General features: G+C 69.0%; 14 protein-coding genes. 5 read left to right on the plus strand and 9 right to left on the minus strand.

Annotated elements, in window-relative coordinates:
- Positions 1–1,139: protein-disulfide reductase DsbD domain-containing protein (locus tag QZV94_RS15015; RefSeq protein WP_367254517.1), on the minus strand; the 1,139-nt coding region annotated here is incomplete at its 3' end.
- Positions 1,140–1,268: 129 nt separating this feature from the next.
- On the opposite strand from QZV94_RS15015, the gene QZV94_RS15020 reads away from it, so the two are divergent.
- Positions 1,269–1,661 carry an acyl dehydratase gene (locus QZV94_RS15020; protein WP_293678717.1) on the plus strand — a complete coding sequence of 131 codons (393 nt, stop codon included), beginning with the start codon at positions 1,269–1,271 and terminating at the stop codon, positions 1,659–1,661.
- Here QZV94_RS15020 and QZV94_RS15025 read toward each other — a convergent pair.
- Entirely contained in the window at positions 1,658–2,461 is an 804-nt protein-coding gene (locus QZV94_RS15025) for a SapC family protein (RefSeq protein ID WP_293678718.1), read from the minus strand. The two genes, QZV94_RS15020 and QZV94_RS15025, sit on opposite strands and share 4 nt — an antisense overlap.
- Positions 2,462–2,642: 181 nt before the next feature.
- Here QZV94_RS15025 and QZV94_RS15030 point away from each other — a divergent pair, with 181 nt between their 5' ends.
- A complete protein-coding gene (locus QZV94_RS15030) occupies positions 2,643–3,530 on the plus strand; it encodes a MaoC/PaaZ C-terminal domain-containing protein (protein WP_293678719.1) in 888 nt (295 codons plus the stop codon).
- Here QZV94_RS15030 and QZV94_RS15035 read toward each other — a convergent pair.
- From QZV94_RS15035 to QZV94_RS15050, 4 genes are all read right to left on the minus strand, one after another.
- Positions 3,527–4,066, minus strand: a complete 540-nt coding sequence (locus QZV94_RS15035) for a GNAT family N-acetyltransferase (protein WP_293678720.1) — start codon at positions 4,064–4,066, stop codon at positions 3,527–3,529. The genes QZV94_RS15030 and QZV94_RS15035 overlap by 4 nt on opposite strands.
- Positions 4,063–4,944 (minus strand): N-carbamoylputrescine amidase, encoded by an 882-nt coding sequence (gene aguB / locus QZV94_RS15040; protein WP_293678721.1) that lies wholly within the window; start codon positions 4,942–4,944, stop codon positions 4,063–4,065. The genes QZV94_RS15035 and aguB overlap by 4 nt, the downstream gene beginning before the upstream one ends.
- Positions 4,944–5,936 carry an agmatine deiminase family protein gene (locus QZV94_RS15045; RefSeq protein ID WP_293678722.1) on the minus strand — a complete coding sequence of 331 codons (993 nt, stop codon included), beginning with the start codon at positions 5,934–5,936 and terminating at the stop codon, positions 4,944–4,946. Before QZV94_RS15045 ends, aguB begins: the two co-directional genes overlap by 1 nt.
- 120 nt (positions 5,937–6,056) lie before the next feature.
- The gene (locus tag QZV94_RS15050) at positions 6,057–9,353 is read right to left on the minus strand and encodes a TonB-dependent receptor (protein ID WP_293678723.1); all 3,297 of its coding nucleotides are present in this window, start codon (positions 9,351–9,353) and stop codon (positions 6,057–6,059) included.
- Between the two features lie 202 nt (positions 9,354–9,555).
- Between QZV94_RS15050 and QZV94_RS15055 the strand changes: the two genes are divergently transcribed.
- Entirely contained in the window at positions 9,556–11,097 is a 1,542-nt protein-coding gene (locus tag QZV94_RS15055) for a glycosyltransferase family 39 protein (protein WP_293678724.1), read from the plus strand.
- Here the strand turns inward: QZV94_RS15055 and msrA are convergent.
- The 3 genes from msrA to QZV94_RS15070 form a co-directional block, all read right to left on the minus strand.
- The gene (gene msrA, locus QZV94_RS15060) at positions 11,063–11,650 is read right to left on the minus strand and encodes a peptide-methionine (S)-S-oxide reductase MsrA (RefSeq protein WP_293678725.1); all 588 of its coding nucleotides are present in this window, start codon (positions 11,648–11,650) and stop codon (positions 11,063–11,065) included. The two genes, QZV94_RS15055 and msrA, sit on opposite strands and share 35 nt — an antisense overlap.
- Positions 11,651–11,758: 108 nt before the next feature.
- Entirely contained in the window at positions 11,759–12,412 is a 654-nt protein-coding gene (locus tag QZV94_RS15065; protein ID WP_293678726.1) for a 3-oxoacid CoA-transferase subunit B, read from the minus strand.
- Between the two features lies 1 nt (position 12,413).
- Positions 12,414–13,124, minus strand: a complete 711-nt coding sequence (locus QZV94_RS15070; RefSeq protein WP_293678727.1) for a CoA transferase subunit A — start codon at positions 13,122–13,124, stop codon at positions 12,414–12,416.
- A gap of 125 nt (positions 13,125–13,249) precedes the next feature.
- On the opposite strand from QZV94_RS15070, the gene QZV94_RS15075 reads away from it, so the two are divergent.
- Positions 13,250–15,124, plus strand: coding sequence for a monovalent cation:proton antiporter-2 (CPA2) family protein (locus tag QZV94_RS15075; protein ID WP_293678728.1), 1,875 nt, complete (start codon positions 13,250–13,252; stop codon positions 15,122–15,124).
- Positions 15,125–15,133: 9 nt separating this feature from the next.
- On the plus strand, positions 15,134–15,993 hold an 860-nt coding region (locus QZV94_RS15080; protein WP_293678729.1), incomplete at its 3' end, for a 2-oxoglutarate and iron-dependent oxygenase domain-containing protein.

Raw genomic sequence — 15,993 nt, forward strand, 5'->3', positions numbered from 1 at the left:
GGATCCTGCAGCTGGAAGCCCCAGCCCAGCTGGGCCCCCGTGGCGCGGAGCGCGATCAGCACCCCGGCCAGCACGAGGAAGGTGACCAGCACGCCGACCCCGAACGCCAGCCCCTGCCGGCGCGCCTCGGCAGCCTGCCCGCTGCGCCCCGCCAGGGACGCGGCCTTCATGGCCAGCACCGGGAAGACGCAGGGCATCAGGTTGAGCAGCAGCCCGCCCACGAAGGCCAGAAAGGCCGCGCCGGCCAGGCCCAGGTCGGCCGCGCCGGCCGGAGCGGCGAGCTTCACCGGCGGCGGGCCCAGCCCCGCGGCGCCGGGCGGCAGGGGGCCCGCCGGAGCGGTGACCTCGTAAGCCTTGCCCGCGAGCGCCAGCACGCCGGCCAGTTCCTTCGGCGGCGCAGGCGACTGGAAATCGTAGCCGGGGGTGAGGGTCAGCGTGAGGCCGTCCGGTCCCCGCTCGATCGGCTGCGGCCTGGCGTGGTCCACGACCGTCCCGGCGAAAGGATAGAAGTAGGCGCCTGCCAGGTCCGCGCCCTTCAGCGCGGCTCCCGTGATGGCGAGCTTGATAGCCTCGCCTTGGCGCTCGAAGGCGCCGGTGAGGCCCGCCGGCTTCGGCGCGTCGGCGACGACCTGGGCGATCTGGCCGGCCCATCGGGGGTCGGGCGGGGCGGGCGCCGCCGTCACGGGAAGGCTGAGCTTCAGCGCAGCATCCTCCGGGATGCAGATGTCGGCGCAGACCAGGAAGGCCGCAGCGCCGGTCAGGATCACGGTCTGGCCCGGCCTGGCGTCCGCTGGGGCGGTCACGCTCACCGGCAGGAGGACGTCGCCGTCGTAGCCGTAGTTCACCAGCGGCCCCACCGGCAGGCGGTGCGGGGTCGGCCAGGTGAAGCCCGAGGCGCTCCACCCGGGCGGCAGGGTCCAGGTGATCCTCGTCGCCTCGCCGCTGTCACCGGGGTTGCGCCAGTAGGTGTGCCAGCCCTTCTGGATCTTCTGCCGGAGCGCGACGCGGATCGTCTGGCCCGGCGCGATCCCCTGGGCGGACGACACCAGCTCGGCCTCGATGTGGCCGGTGTTCACGGGCTGGGCGGCCGCGACTCCGGAAAAGACCAGGGCGACGAGCGCGCCCAAGAGGAATCTCATGCTCATATCCCAGCTCACACGCCGCTATATGGCGCACCCGTGCGGCTCCCGCAAAGTGACGCTGGAAAGCGGCTCGACTTGGGCGCCTCGACCGCCATGATCGGGATCCGGCCTGCTCAGGAGATTCGCGTGCCCGCCTCCTTCGACGACTTGCAGATCGGCCAGGTGGCCAACCTCGGCGCAGCAGCGGTGGAGCCGGACGCCCTGGAGGCGTTCACGACCGCCTTCTGTCCCGGCTGGACCACGGACCGCGGCGCGCCCGACGCCATGGTGTTCGCGATCTGGTCGCGGCTGGACGCGCTGGCTTCCGACGACTGGCGACAGACCAAGCGGCTGGGGGTGGATGCGCTGCGGTGGATGCGCAACCCGCCGGCCGGCGAGCTCCTGAGGTGCCGAATGACCGTCATGGCCAAGGACCCGGTGGGCGACGACAAGGGCATCGTCATCGCCCAGCACGACCTGCTGGACGAGGGCGGACGGCTGGTCTTCTCGTGCCTTACCCGGAGCGTGTTCGCCCGCTAGCTGTTGAGCGTGGGCGTAGCAGCCTGCTGGGCGGCGGCCTTTGTCATCGCCAGCGCGATCAGGCGGTCCCAGCCGACCAGGCTGTGGAGGTGAGCGTAGATCTGGCCCAGGGCGCCGTTGTCGCGCAGCTCGACGAACTTGGCGGCCGGCAGCGCATTCAGCTTTTCCTCGGCGACGCCGAAGTACTCCGCGATCTTCTGCGGCTCGCCGGCCGTGCCGTCCGGGTTGGCGGGGGTGAAGGTGGCGGTCTTGGTCTCGAACAGGTCCAGCTCGGTGAGCAGCTGCACGAAGCCCATGGTCCGCTGCCGCTCGACCTCGAAGTTGTTGCAGAATTCGATGCAGTTCTTCGTGTACTCGGTCGGCTCGCCGTTCGCCTCGAAGAAGGCCATGTCATAGCCCTTGTCGACGATGAACTCGGCGTTGCGGTCGATGCACAGCACCATCTGCTTGTTGGTGTCGTCGTTGGCGAACACGAACGGATAGCGGCGCACGTAGGCCGGGATGTAGATGCCGCTCTCGAACGTGCCGTCGTCCTTGACGAACATGTTCTCGCCGGCGTTCAGGCCCATCACCGCGATCGGCAGCTTCTCGTCGCCAACGAAGATGATCGGACCGGTCACGGCCGCCAGCGGGAACTCACCCACCGTCAGAGGGATCGCGTGGCCGACCTTGGCGAAGCGGAAGGGGCCGTCCATGCGCTTCACGCCCAGCTTGGAGTGAAGCTCCTTCGCCAGCGGCTCGGGCTTGGAATAGAACAGGACGTTGCCGGAGAGTTGGCCCGGAGGCGTGGGTTCGGACATCGGTCAGCCTTCGAAAATTCAGGAGGCGAGGACGCCGGCCGCCGGCTCCGTCGCGCAAGGTCGCCGCTTCTAGCCGATCCGGGCCAGGGCGGCAAATGCCGCTCGGCCCCAAATGCAGGGCGCCCCTTGCGCGCCCGGCAAGGCGGCTCTTCAATCAAGGCTGCGCACGAAGGGGAGCGGCATGCCCATCTACTATCCGGACATCCTGGAGCAGGGGACCAAGCCCCGCACCTTCAGCTACGACGACAAGGACGTGATGCTCTACGCCCTGGGCGTCGGCCTCGGGGCAGACCCGATGGACGAGGCGGAGCTGGCCTTCACCACGGAGAATACGACGGGGCAGGCCCTCAAGGTCGTGCCGACTGCAGCCACCGTGCTCGCCGGCCGTGGCGCGGCCGAGCCGCTGCCGACCAAGCCCGGCTACCGGCCGAGCGCGCCCAACCGGGTGCTGCTGGTCCACGGCGAGCAGAAGGTCGAGCTGCACCGTCCGCTGCCCGCCGCCGGGACCTTCACCGCCGAGAGCCGCACCATCGGTGCCTTCGACAAGGGCAAGGATAAAGGCGCGGTGCTGGTCAGCGAGACGATTTGGCGCGACGAGGCCGGCGCGGTCGTCGCCACCCTCACCGGCTCCAGCTTCTGCCGCGGCGACGGCGGGTTCGGCGGGCCTTCGGAGGGCCAGCCGGAACCGCATCGGATTCCGACCCGGAAGCCGGACCTGTCGATAGACATCGCCACCCGCCCGGACCAGGCGCTGCTTTACCGCCTCAACGGCGACCGCAACCCGCTGCACTCCGACCCGGACTTCGCCCGGCGCGCCGGGTTCCCGCGGCCGATCCTGCACGGGCTCTGCACCTACGGCATCACCTGCCGCGCGGTGCTGCAGGCGATCACCGGCCTCGACCCGGATCAGATCGCCAGCCACCAGGTGCGGTTCTCCGCCCCGGTCTTCCCCGGCGACGTGATCACCGTGGACCTCTGGCGGGACGGCCGCGAGGTGTCGTTCGAGGCGCAGGTGAAGGCCCGCGACGTCACGGTGATCAGGAACGGCCTGACGGTGCTGCGGGGTTAGGGAGCGGATCGCGCCACCGAAAAGAACACGTGCCGTCGCAGGGGATGGTCCTCCGCAAGCTTTGGGTGGTCGAAGTCTCTCGACGGATCGCGGACCATGCCGATCTTGGTCATCACTCTCTGGGAGCGCACGTTGGTCGCGGCAGTGATCGCCACCACCTCGGCCGCGTCCAGGTTTGCGAACGCCCAGTCGCGGCAAGCGGCGGCGCCCTCGACCGCCAGCCCCGACCCTTGAGCGTTCGGATGCAGCCGCCAGGCCAGCTCGATGTCGCCAGCGGGAAGGACGCCCGCGTTTCCGGCCACCATCATACCGATCGCCCCAACCAGCCGCCGGTCCGCCTTCCGTTCGGCGGCGAAGAAGCCGAAGCCGTGCTCGGCGATGTGGGCCGTGGCGCGGTCCATGAAGGCGTCGCTCTGCTCGCGGGTCAAAACGCCGCCCAGCCAGCCGCCCACGTCGGGGTGAGCGTTGATCTCGGCCAGCGCGGGACGGTCGGCGTCCGTGTACGGCCGCAGTATCAGCCGTTCGGTCTCGATCATGACGCCGGTCGCGCTTGGGCGAGGATGCCGTAGAGGTCGCTGCGCCGGTCGCGAAAGAAGCCCCAGGCCGCGCGGTGGGTCGTCAGGAAGTCCAGGTCGAACGTCGCGTGGACAAGCCCCTCGTCCTCGCGCCCCAGCGCCGAGACCAGGTCGCCGCGGTGGTCGGCGATGAAGCTGGAGCCGTAGAACTGCTGTCCGCCGTTCGGGTAGCCGGCCCAGGGCTCAAAGCCGGTGCGGTTGGCGCCGACCACCGGGATCACGTTGGAGACCGCATGGCCTTGCATCGCGCGTCGCCACGGCGCCGCGGTGTCCAGCGTCGCGTCGTGCGGCTCCGAGCCGATGGCGGTGGGATAGAGCAGCACCTCGGCGCCCATCAGGGTCATGGCCCGCGCGCACTCCGGGTACCACTGGTCCCAACAGATGCCGACGCCGATACGACCGTACCGGGTCGGCCAGACCTTGAAGCCGGTGTCGCCGGGTCGGAAGTAGTACTTCTCCATGTAGCCCGGCCCGTCGGGGATGTGGCTCTTGCGATAGACGCCCATCAGGGACCCGTCGGCATCGACCATCACCAGGCTGTTGAAATAGTGCGGCCCTTCGCGCTCGAAGATCGAGATCGGCAGCACCACGCCCAGCTCGGCCGCCAGCGGCGCCAGCGCCGTCACGCAAGGGTGCTCGCGCCAAGGATGGGCGGTCGCGAACCAGCGCTCCTCCTGGGCGACACAGAAGTAGGGGCCCTGGAACAGCTCCGACGGCAGGATGACCTGCGCGCCCTGCGCCGCCGCCTGGCGGATGAAGCCGGCGGTCTTGGCGATGTTGGCCTCCAGGTCCTCGCCGTAGGACGCCTGGATGGCCGCGACGGTCAGGTTCCGCGTCATCAGGCCGGCTCCTGCTGGGTGATGCAGTGAAAGGACCCGCCACCGGTCAGGATGGCGGTGGACGGCAGGCCGATCACCTCGCGGTCCGGGAAGACCTCCTTCAGGGCGCCCACCGCGAACGCTCCGGGCCGCTCCGCATAGATCGGCACGATGACGGCGCGGTTGGCGATCAGGAAGTTCATGTGGCTGGCCGGGATCGGCCCGTCGTCTCCATCGATCCAACCCGGAGAGGGAATGCGGACGACCTTCAGCTTGGTCCCGTCGGCGTCGGTCATCGACGCCAGCCGCCGCGCAGCGTCGTCGTAGGCTTCGCTGTTGGGGTCCCCTCGCCCCCAGGCCACGGGGCACGCCACCGTCGCCGGCGCGACAAAGCGGGCGAGGTTGTCCACGTGGCCGTCCGTGTGGTCGTTGCGCAGGCCTTCCCCCAGCCACAGCACCTTGCGCGCGCCCAGGCTCTGGGCCAGCGCCGCCTCGGCGGCCTCGGGGGTCCAGCCGGGATTGCGGTTGGGGTTCAGAAGACACTGGTCGGTGGTCAGCACCGTGCCGATGCCGTCGTGGTCGACGGCGCCGCCCTCCAGGACGAAGTGGTGCGGGACCAGCGTCGCGCCAGAGGCCTCGGCGATCTGGGCGGGGACCTCATCGTCGTGTTCCAGCGCGTACTTTCCGCCCCAGCCGTTGAACCGGAACGCCGCCGCGCGGCGTGGGCTGAGGAAGATCGGCCCAGTGTCGCGCAGCCAGATGTCCCCGAACCGCCCAGGCACGATCTCGACCCCGGCCACGTCGCCCAGCATCTCCCGCGCCGCCGCCTCGCCGTCCGGATGGCCGGTCATCAGCTTGACCCGCTCGCCGCCGGGCCCGGCCAGCGCCTTGGCCAGCGCTGCGACCTCGGCCTGGGCGGCGGCGAGGTCATCCTCCCACAGCTCCGCATGGCTGGGGAAACCCAGCCACATGGCCCGATGGGGCGCCCACTCGGCGGGAACGACGGAACTCATCGGCGAGGCGACCTCCAGGGCCGCGCGCAAATGGCCCCGCGACGCCTGCGCGTCAACCCAAAGAGAAGGGCGGCCGCATGGCTGCGGCCGCCCCTGATTGTGATGGCCCGAGCCGGCGGCTTAGAACTTGTACTTCGCGCCCACCTTGATCTGCCAGAGCGAGGTCTCGCGGCGGAACGCGCGGACCGGCTCGACGAAGGTCCCGCCGGCGCCTGTGCCGGTGACCAGGTAGCGCGCGCCCGGAGCCCCGCAGTTCACCACCGGCGCGGTGCTGGCGGCCCCAACGCAGCTGACGTTCACCACCGGCACGCTGCGGTGGAAGTCGTACTGCTCGAGCACGCCCCAGTCGTCGTTGAGCAGGTTGCCGAGGTTCTCGACGTCCATGAAGACCTCGAGCTTGGCGCCGTTCGGGAAGAACGCCGGCACTTCCTGGCTGATGCGCAGGTCGAAGGTGGTCACGTCCGCCTGGCGGAACGCATTCCGCGGCGCGATCTTGCCCGCGTACTTCGCCAGGCCGGAGTTCTCCAGGAAGGTCTGGTAGCGCGCGACGTCGAAGCCGGCGCCGTACACGACCTTGGGATCGTTCGCGACGGGCACGTAGAGCAGGGCGTTCGAGTTCGCCTGGCGCCCGGAGTAGCTGGACGCCGCATAGCCGAAGTCGTTGTCGAAGTTGCCAGTACGGCTGTTGGCGAAGGTGTAGCTGAACGGCAGGCCCGAGCGGTGCTGCCCGAACAGGTGGAAGCTGGTCTCGTAGTCGCCGAAGAACTTCTTCGCATAGTGGATGTCCAGCGCGTGGCGATGACGGATCTCGTAGTCAGAGGTCGCCGAGGCCGGCCGCTGCGGGTCCGAGGTGCCGAACCGGGTGTAGCTCGAGAACGCGATCGAGCTGGTCATCGGATTGGCGTCTTCAGCCTGGGTGTAGGTGTAGATATAGCTGAAGCCGAGGCCATCGAGCAGACCTTCGCGCCACTCCTTGGCCAGGGTGAATGCGAAGGATTCGGATCCGCCCTTGTCGAAGTTCGAGAGCAGGAAGTCGAAGCTGTTGCCGGTGGTCGTCCCGGTCGTGCCGCGCGCATAGACGGGCCGCCCGTCAGGAGCGACGCCCGTCTGCACCGCGCGCGCGTCGCGCCAGTAGAGCGCGTTCTCGTTGACCGAGCGCAGGTAGTCGGCCTGCACGACCCAATCCGAGCCGAAGCGGCCGAGATCCAGTTCGTAGCGGACCGAGAGGTTGCCCTTCCAGACCGTGGGGATGCGGAAGCCCGGGGCCAACGCGTTGGTGTCGCCGTTGCCGGGGGTGAAGGTGCAGCCGGCGGGCGCCCGCGTCAGGTCCACCCCGGTGAACGGCCCGGCGGGGCACGCGGCGTTGGTCTGGGACACGCCGGTGTTCGCGAAGGGGTTCGACAGCCAGACGTTCAGACCCGTCGAGGAGAAGCGCCCGATGCCGCCGGCGACCGTGAGACGATCCATCGGCTCCCAGTTGAAGGAGACACGCGGCAGCAGCACGCTCTCGCCGTCCAGGTTGGTCTGGTTGGTGAAGCCGTTGCGCGAGAAGAACGCCGTGTTGGCGATCGGCTCGTCGCCGGTCGAATACCAGTCGAACCGAAGGCCGACGGAGACGTCCAGGTTGTCGAAGACCTGCACGCGATCCTCGGCGTAGAGGCTCGACAGGCGGAACCCAAACTCGGCGGCGCCCGCGCGCGCGGTGCCCAGGGTCGCGGGCACCGTTCCGGCCGACGGGTCGACGCCGCCGCTCGCCGTGAAGGCCGAGGCGGTGCGGTTCAGGAAGGCGGCGTAGCTCGCGAATGTATAGCTGCCGAGGGAGTTGGCGACGAAGACGTTGTAGATATCGTCCTTCTCGGTGCGGGCGCCGAACAGAAACTCATGCGGCCCCAGGCGATAGCGCGCGATGGCCTCGAGGGTCTCGAGTTTCACGTTCAGATAATTGTCGTGGCGGTTGATGTCTGCGCCGAACCGGATCTGCGGCGTGCCCGCTCCGGCGGCGACGCCTGGCAGGTCCGTCACGGTCACGGTCACTTCGCCGACGCTCAGCCCGCCCAGCGGCAGCTGACGTGTGTCGGTCGTCTTCCGGGAGTACCGGAACTCCGTCGAGAAGTTGTCGGTCCAGTTGGAGTTGAGCTGGGCCGTGTAGGCCTCCAGCTTCTCGATCTTGTTGTAGTCGTTGCTGGTTAGGCCGACCCGCGGCTGGGTGACGCTGTTGCCCGCGGCGAAGGTCGAGGAGACCGAGCCGTTGAGCGAGTTGCCCTCGGTCCGCTGGTAGGTGACCGAGGCGCGGTGGTCGTCGGTGATCGCCCAGTCGAGCTTGCCCAGCCACTTCTCGTCCGAGACCGGGAAGTCGCCGGTCAGGGCGCCGCCGGGATCGTAGCCGTAGATCCGCTTGGTGTCGGCCACGAAGGTGTCGACGGCTGTGGTGGTGAGGCGCGGAATCTGCACCGACGCGCCCGAACCGGTCGGGCCTTCGTCGAAGCCGAGCCGGCCCTTGAACTTCTCGTATGCGCCGAAGAAGAACAGGCGATCCTTGAGGATCGGGCCGCCGAGGGTTGCGCCGTAGGTCTCCTCCTTGAAGTCCGACCCGACCTTGACGCCTTCCAGCGTGTGGCCCTGCAGATCGCGACCGCTATACTCGTAGAAGGCCGAGCCGTGGAACGCGTTGCCGCCCGACTTGGTGACCGCGTTGATCTGGCCGCCCGTGAACCCGTTGTTGATGACGCTGTAGGGCGCGACCGAGACGTTTACCGCCTCGACGGCGTCCAGCGAGATCGGCGAGCGTTGGGTGGGATAGCCGTTGTTGTTGAGGCCGAAGTCGTCGTTCTGGCGCACGCCATCGACAGTCAACTGATTGAAGCGCGTGTTCGTGCCGGCGAAGGACAGGGCGTCCTGGTTGGTCGGATCGATCGTGGCGAAGGGATCGAGGCGGGCCGTATCCTTCAGGTCGCGGCTGATGGACGGCAGGCTCTGGATGTCGGCTTCGCTGAAATTCGTCGAAGGACCGCCCTGCTCTGGCGCCGCCGCTCTGGCTGCGGTCACCACGAATTCGGCGACCTCGGAGCCGACCTTGTTGATCTCCACGTCGACATTGGCCGCTTCGCCAACCCCAATGGCCGCGACGTTCGCGGTACCCATGTCCGAGTCCGCCGTCTTGGCCGAGATCCGGTAGGGACCACCGGGACGCAGGCCGCGGGCGGAGTAGAAGCCGCTTGCATCGGTTACCGACGTCGAAGACGAGCCGGTGGGCACGTGGGTGACCGTGACCGTCGCGCTGGCCACGGCCGCGCCGGTCTGGTCGACCACCTGGCCCCGGATCGCCCCGGTCGTCGCCTGAGCGTAGGCCGCCGTGGACATGGCGGACGCCAGAACGGTCAGGGCCGCGCCACACGCCAGCCGCTGCATGAAGATCATAGGTGTACCCCTTCAAATCCCCGTGGGCCCGCCGCCGTCAGCACGGCCCCCAGATCTGTTCGCCCTATAGCGGGAAAAATCGGGCCGTAGGTGACGGTTTTGCTACGGTGCGACAGGGACCGTCACACTGCGGCGAAATGGCACCAGTCCGCTTGCGAAGCGTGCATCTGCGGCTACGTTCCGAGGCGTTTCGAGGGATGGAATGTTGCAAAGCCGCAGGCCGCAAACCGCCCCCGATGTCCGCGCCGCGATCCTGTTGACCACGGGCCTGGCGCTGGCCCGGCTGATGGCCATGTTCCGCACACCGCTGGAACTCTACCCGGACGAGGCCCAGTACTGGCTTTGGTCGCGCACACTCGACTTCGGCTACTATTCCAAGCCGCCGATGATCGCCTGGGCGATCTGGGCCACCACCGCGCTGGGCGGTGACGCCGAGCCCTGGGTGCGGCTGTCGGCGAACCTGTTCCAGGCCGGGGCCACCTTCGTGGTCTTCCTGATCGGACGCAGGCTCTATGGCGCCGCCACCGGCCTGGCCGCGGCCGCCCTCTACGGCCTGATGCCCGGCGTGCAGCTGTCGGCGCTGGTGGCCGCCACCGACGCACCGCTGCTGTTCTTCCTGTCGCTGACGATCCTGGCCTACGTCCGGCTCCAGGAGGCCCCAAGCCGCCGCGCCCTGGTGGCGGCGGGGCTGGGCGCGGCGCTGGGCCTGGCGTTCCTGTCCAAGTACGCAGCCGTCTACTTCCTGATCGGGCTCGCCATCCATCTGGCGGCGTCGAAGTCGGCGCGCGCCGCATGGACCCCGCCCGCCGCGGTCGCCGCGGTCGCCGCCTTCGCCGTGGTGATCGCCCCAAACCTAGCCTGGAACCTCACCCACGGCTTCGCCACCGTGCAGCATACCGCCCAGAACGCCGCCTGGAACGGGGTGCAGCTGTTCAACCTGCAGGCCGCCGGCGAATTCATCGGCTCGCAGTTCGGGGTGTTCGGGCCGATCCCTATGGGCGTGCTCATCACCGGCGTGGCGCTGGCGGTTCTGCGCCGCAAGCTGGCTCCCGGCGACCTGACTCTACTCTGCTTCGCCCTGCCGCCGCTGGTGATCGTGACAGCCCAGGCGTTCATCAGCCGCGCCAACGCAAACTGGTCCGGGGCGGGGTATCTGGCGGGCGCGATCCTGGTGGCCGCCTGGCTGATCCGTTGGCGGGCCAGGGGGTGGCTGATCGGCGCGCTGGCGCTGCAGGGGGCCGTGGCGGCGCTGTTCCTCGCGGGCGTCATCCTGCCGCGGGTGGCCGACGAGGCCGGCCTCTCCAACGGCCTGAAGCGCGCACGCGGCTGGGCGGAAACCACCGAGGTCATCCTCGACAGGGCAGAGCGCGAGCCCGGCCTCACGGCGATCGCGGTGAACAATCGGTTCCTGTTCTATGCCGTCAGCTACTACGGCCGCGATCGGCTCGGAGGCGATGCGCCCCCGCTCGCGAGCTGGCTACTCATGCATGGGCCGCGCAACCAGGCCGAGACCGCCGCGCCGCTGACCCCGGCCATCGGTCGCCGCGTCCTGATGGTGTCCTTCGAGGGCTGGCGGCGCGCCGAGATGCAGGCCGACTTCGCCCAGGCCCACGACCTGGAGATCGGCAGCGTCTGGCTGGACCCGCGGCACAGGCGCAAGGTCGAGATGTTCGTCGGCCAGGGGTTCTCGCCCCGCCCCCGCGACGCCGTCAGTGGGCTGCCGCGGCCCCCCAGATCACCCTGAGCGCCTGCGGCCGACCGCAGCCGATCCGGTAGCGCTCGTAGTGCGCCGGATTCTTCTTGGCGTAGTCCTGGTGATAGGCCTCGGCATTGTAGAAGGGCGCCGCGCCGCGGGTCGCCACCGTGATCTTGGCGCCCAGTTGCTTCTCGTACTTGGCCCGGGCGGCGTCGGCGATGGCCTTCTCCTCCGGCGTGCCGGCGAAGATCGCCAGTTTGTACGACGGGCCCTTGTCGCAGATCTGGCCGTTGGGATCGGTCGGGTCGATGTGATGGTAGTAGGCGTCCACCAGTCTGGCGTAGCTGATCTTGCTCGGGTCATAGGTGACCCTCACCGCCTCCAGGTGACCCGTGTGGTTCTCGTAGGTCGGTTTTGTCGAGCTGCCGCCCGAGTAGCCCGAGACGGCGCCGACCACGCCGGCGGTCTCCTCGAACCCCTTCTCCATCGACCAGAAGCAGCCGCCGGCGAAGACCGCGGTCTTCAGGCCCGAGGCGGCGGGGGCGGCGCCGGCCACCAGGGCGGCGAATGCGGCGGCGGCGGCGAATGCGAGCTTGTTCATAGGCACAGGATTCCTCACGTCTCGCCGTTCCGGCAAGCGTCAATGCTCGGTATACGTGAGCATGGCCGCGGCGGCTTCAAGGCCGCCCCCTCCGCCTGAGGGCCGGGACTACGCGCCCACGGCCTCTGCAACGCGGAACTCAGCCTCGGTCTTGGCCTTTACCTCTTCGACCGTCACGCCGTCGGCGAGTTCCAGCAGCGTCAGGGGCTTCTTGCCCCGGCTGACGTCGAAGACGCCCAGGTCGGTGATCACCAGGTCGACTACGGCCTGGCCGGTCAGCGGAAGGGTGCAGGCCTTCAGCAGCTTGGGCGCGCCGGTCTTCTCGGTGTGCTCCATGGCCACCACCACGCGCTTGACACCCGCCACCAGGTCCATGGCCCCGCCCATGCCCTTGACCATCTTGCCCGGCACCATCCAGTTCGCCAGGTCGCCGTTGGCGGAGACCTGCATGGCCCCCAGGACGCTCAGGTCGATGTGCCCGCCGCGGATCATGGCGAAGCTGTCGGCGCTCGAGAAGAACGAGCTGGTGGGGAGCGCGGTGATGGTCTGCTTGCCCGCGTTGACCAGGTCGGCGTCGACCTCGTTCTCGGTGGGGAACGGTCCCGTCCCCAGCATGCCGTTCTCGCTCTGCAGCATCACGTTGACGCCCGGCGGGATGTGGTTGGCCACCAGCGTCGGGATGCCGATGCCGAGATTCACGTAGAAGCCGTCGCGCAGCTCGCGGGCGGCGCGGGCGGCCATCTGGTCGCGGGTCCAGGCCATATCAGGCGGCTCCTTCCAGCTTGCGGGTGGTGCGTTGCTCGATGCGCTTCTCGTGCACGCCCTCGAGGATCCGGTCGACGAAGATGCCCGGCGTGTGGATGTGGTCCGGGTTCAGCGTGCCGTTGTCGACGATGCGTTCCACTTCGGCGAGGCAGACCTTGCCGGCCGTGGCCATCATCGGATTGAAGTTCCGCGCGGTCATCCGGTAGACGAGGTTGCCTTCCGCGTCGCCCTGCCAGGCCTTGACGATGGAGAGGTCCGCGGTCAGGCCGCGCTCCATCACGTAGAGCTCGCCGTCGAACTCGCGCACCTCCTTGCCCTCGGCCACCAGGGTGCCGACGCCGGTCTTGGTGAAGAAGGCGGGGATGCCCGCGCCGCCGGCCCGGATGCGCTCGGCCAGCGTGCCTTGCGGATTGAACTCCAGCTCCAGCTTGCCGGAGAGGTAGAGCTCGGCGAACAGCTTGTTCTCGCCCACGTAGCTGGAGATCATCTTCCTGATCTGGCCGCTGGCCAGGAGGATCCCCAGGCCGAAATCGTCCACGCCGCAATTGTTGGAGATGAACGTCAGGTCCTTCACCCCGGAATCGCGAATCGCCGCGATCAGGTTTTCGGGGATGCCGCAGAGGCCGAAGCCCCCCGCCATGATCGTCATGCCGTCGAACAACCGCCCTTGCAGCGCCTCGACCGCATCCTTCGCAATTTTCCGAGCCATCGCCGCCCAATACGACGCAAACGTGCGAAAGAGAACACCGCAAGAGTGCAGGGCTGGACCCCGACGCGCCCTTTGACCAAGAAGCCTGCGTTGGCGCCTCCGCGGAGGGCTAAGCTGGAGCCGCGATGTCCGCCCACAGCCTCCTGATCCAGGCGCTGGTCTATCTTACCGCCGGCGTGGTCTCCGTGCCGATCGCCAAGCGGCTGGGGCTGGGCTCGGTGCTGGGGTACCTGATCGCCGGCGCGCTTGTGGGCCCGTACCTGCTGGACCTGGTGGGTGAACCTGGCGACGTCATGCGTTTCGCCGAGTTCGGCGTGGTGATCCTGCTGTTCCTCATCGGGCTGGAGGTTCGCCCAGCCCTGCTTTGGGAGATGCGCACCTCCATCTTCGGCCTGGGGCCCGGCCAGGTGCTGGTGAGCGCCGGGCTGGTGGGCGGCGTGGCCCTGGCGCTCGGGGTCGACTGGCGGGTGGCCGCGGCCGCGGGCCTGATCCTGGCGATGTCGTCCACCGCCATCGTGCTGCAGAACCTGGAGGAGAAGGGCCTGCGCCAGGGTGTGGTCGGGCAGTCGGCCTTCGGCGTACTGCTGTTTCAGGACCTTGCGGTGATCCCGATCTTCGCGCTCCTGCCGCTGCTGGCGTCCAGCGGCGCGCCGGTTCCCACGGCTGGGCACGGCGGCCTCGTGGCCGGCCTGCCGCAGTGGGCGCGGATCGCCGCCAGCTTCGCCGCTGTGGCCGGCGTGGTGATCGGCGGCCGGTACCTAACCCGCCCCCTGTTTCGCTTCATCGCCGCGGCGCGGCTGCGCGAGATCTTCACCGCCTCGGCGCTCTTGCTGGTCGTGGCGGTGGCCGCCCTGATGGAGCTGGTCGGGCTGTCGCCGGCGCTGGGCGCATTCCTGGCCGGCGTGGTGCTGGCCGAGAGCGAGTTCCGGCGCGAACTGGAGACGGACATCGAGCCGTTCCGCGGCCTCCTGCTCGGCCTCTTCTTCATCACCGTGGGCGCTGGATTGAACTTCGGCCTCATCGCCGAGCGCCCCGTGTTGATCATCTCGCTCGCCCTCGGCCTCATGGCGCTCAAGTTCCTCGCCATGTGGGGCGTGGGGATGGGGTTCAAGCGCAGCCATCGCGACGCCGCCACCATCGCCGTGGCCCTCGCCCAGGGCGGTGAGTTCTGCTTCGTGTTGTTGGCCTTCGCCCTGCAGGGCGGGGTGATGAGCGCCGACGAGGCGGGTGTCGCCACCGCGGTCGTGGCGCTCTCCATGGCCTTCACGCCGCTGGCGTTCACCGCCTATGAGCGGTTGGTGATGAGCCGTGCGCCGGGTCGCCCTGAGCCGGAGCACCTGCCCTTCGACGAGAGCGCGCCGGACGCCATCGTCGCCGGCTTTGGCCGCTTCGGTCAGATCGCCACGCGCCTGCTGATGGCCAACAACTTCCGCGTCGTCCTTCTGGATTCCTCGGTCGATCAACTGGAGGTCGTTCGCCAGTTCGGCTGGCGGGTGCACTACGGCGACGCCGGCCGCCTCGACCTGTTGCGCCAGGCCGGCGCCGCCAAGGCGAAGCTGCTGGTCGTGGCCATCGACGACCGCGACAAGGCCAAGGAGATCGTCGAGGCGGCCAGGCAGGCCTTCCCCAACCTCACCGTCGTGGCGCGCGCCTTCGACCGCCGTCACGCCTACGAGCTGATGGACGCCGGCGCCGACGACGTGGAACGGGAGACGTACGAGAGTGCGCTGAACTTCGGTCGCAAGGCTTTGATCCGGCTCGGCCTCTCGGAGCGCAGGGCCCTGAAGGCGGCGCTGATCTTCCGGGAGCGCGACGCCGAGCTGTTCCATCGCCTGAGGCCGGTCCACGGCGAGGACGAGCGCTACATCGAGGCCAACCGCGCCTCCCGCGAGACCTGGGAAACCTTGGTGCGGGCGGAGATCCAGCGCGCGGTCGCCGAGGACGATGACGAGGAGGAGATCGCGCCGGCCTCGGTTGGAGGCTCCAGGGCCGGAGTGTAGAAAGGCCCGATGAGCCACGCCCGCGACCCGCAGGACTCCATCGAGCCCGTCTCGTTCGAGCTCTACGCCCGTGACTTCCCGGCCTTCGTGCAGAGGCTGGGCGACAGCTTCGCCCGCTGGGGCTTCGCAGTGATCTCCGACCACGGCCTGGCGCAGGACAAGGTCGACGCGGCCATCGAGGAGACCAAGCGGTTCTTCGCCCTGCCGGAGGCCGCCAAGCTCAGGTACAGGCTGCCCGTCGCCGGCCAGCGAGGGTACACTCCGTTCGGCGTGGAGACCGCCAAGGGGGCCACCCATTTCGACCTGAAGGAGTTCTGGCACGTCGGCCGCGACCTGCCGCCCGGCCACCCCTTCCGCGACCACATGCCAGACAACGTCTGGCCCGACGCCGAGCTGCCCGCGTTCCGCGAGCGGGTGGGTTGGCTCTACGGCGCGCTAGACGCCATGGGCCTGAAGGTGCTGGAGGGCGTCGCCGCCTACCTGGGCCTCGATCGCCACTTCTTCGACCCGACCGTTAACGTGGGCAATTCGATCCTGCGCCTGCTGCACTATCCGCCTGTGCCGCAGGACGGTCCGCACATCCGCGCCGGCGCGCACGAGGATATCAACGTCATCACCCTGCTGCTCGGGGCCGAGGAGGCGGGGCTGGAGGTCAAGGACCACGACGGCCGCTGGATCGCGATCAACCCGCCGCCCGGGTCCCTGGTGTGTAACATCGGGGACATGCTGCAGCGGCTGGTCAACCACCGTCTGCCCTCGACCACCCACCGCGTGGTGAACCCCGCGCCGGAGCGGAGAGGCTTCCCCCGCTACTCGACGCCGTTCTTCCTGCACTTCAATTCCGACTACCTGATCAAGACGCTGCCCAG

This window comes from uncultured Phenylobacterium sp., from assembly GCF_902826855.1.
Taxonomy (GTDB): domain Bacteria; phylum Pseudomonadota; class Alphaproteobacteria; order Caulobacterales; family Caulobacteraceae; genus Phenylobacterium.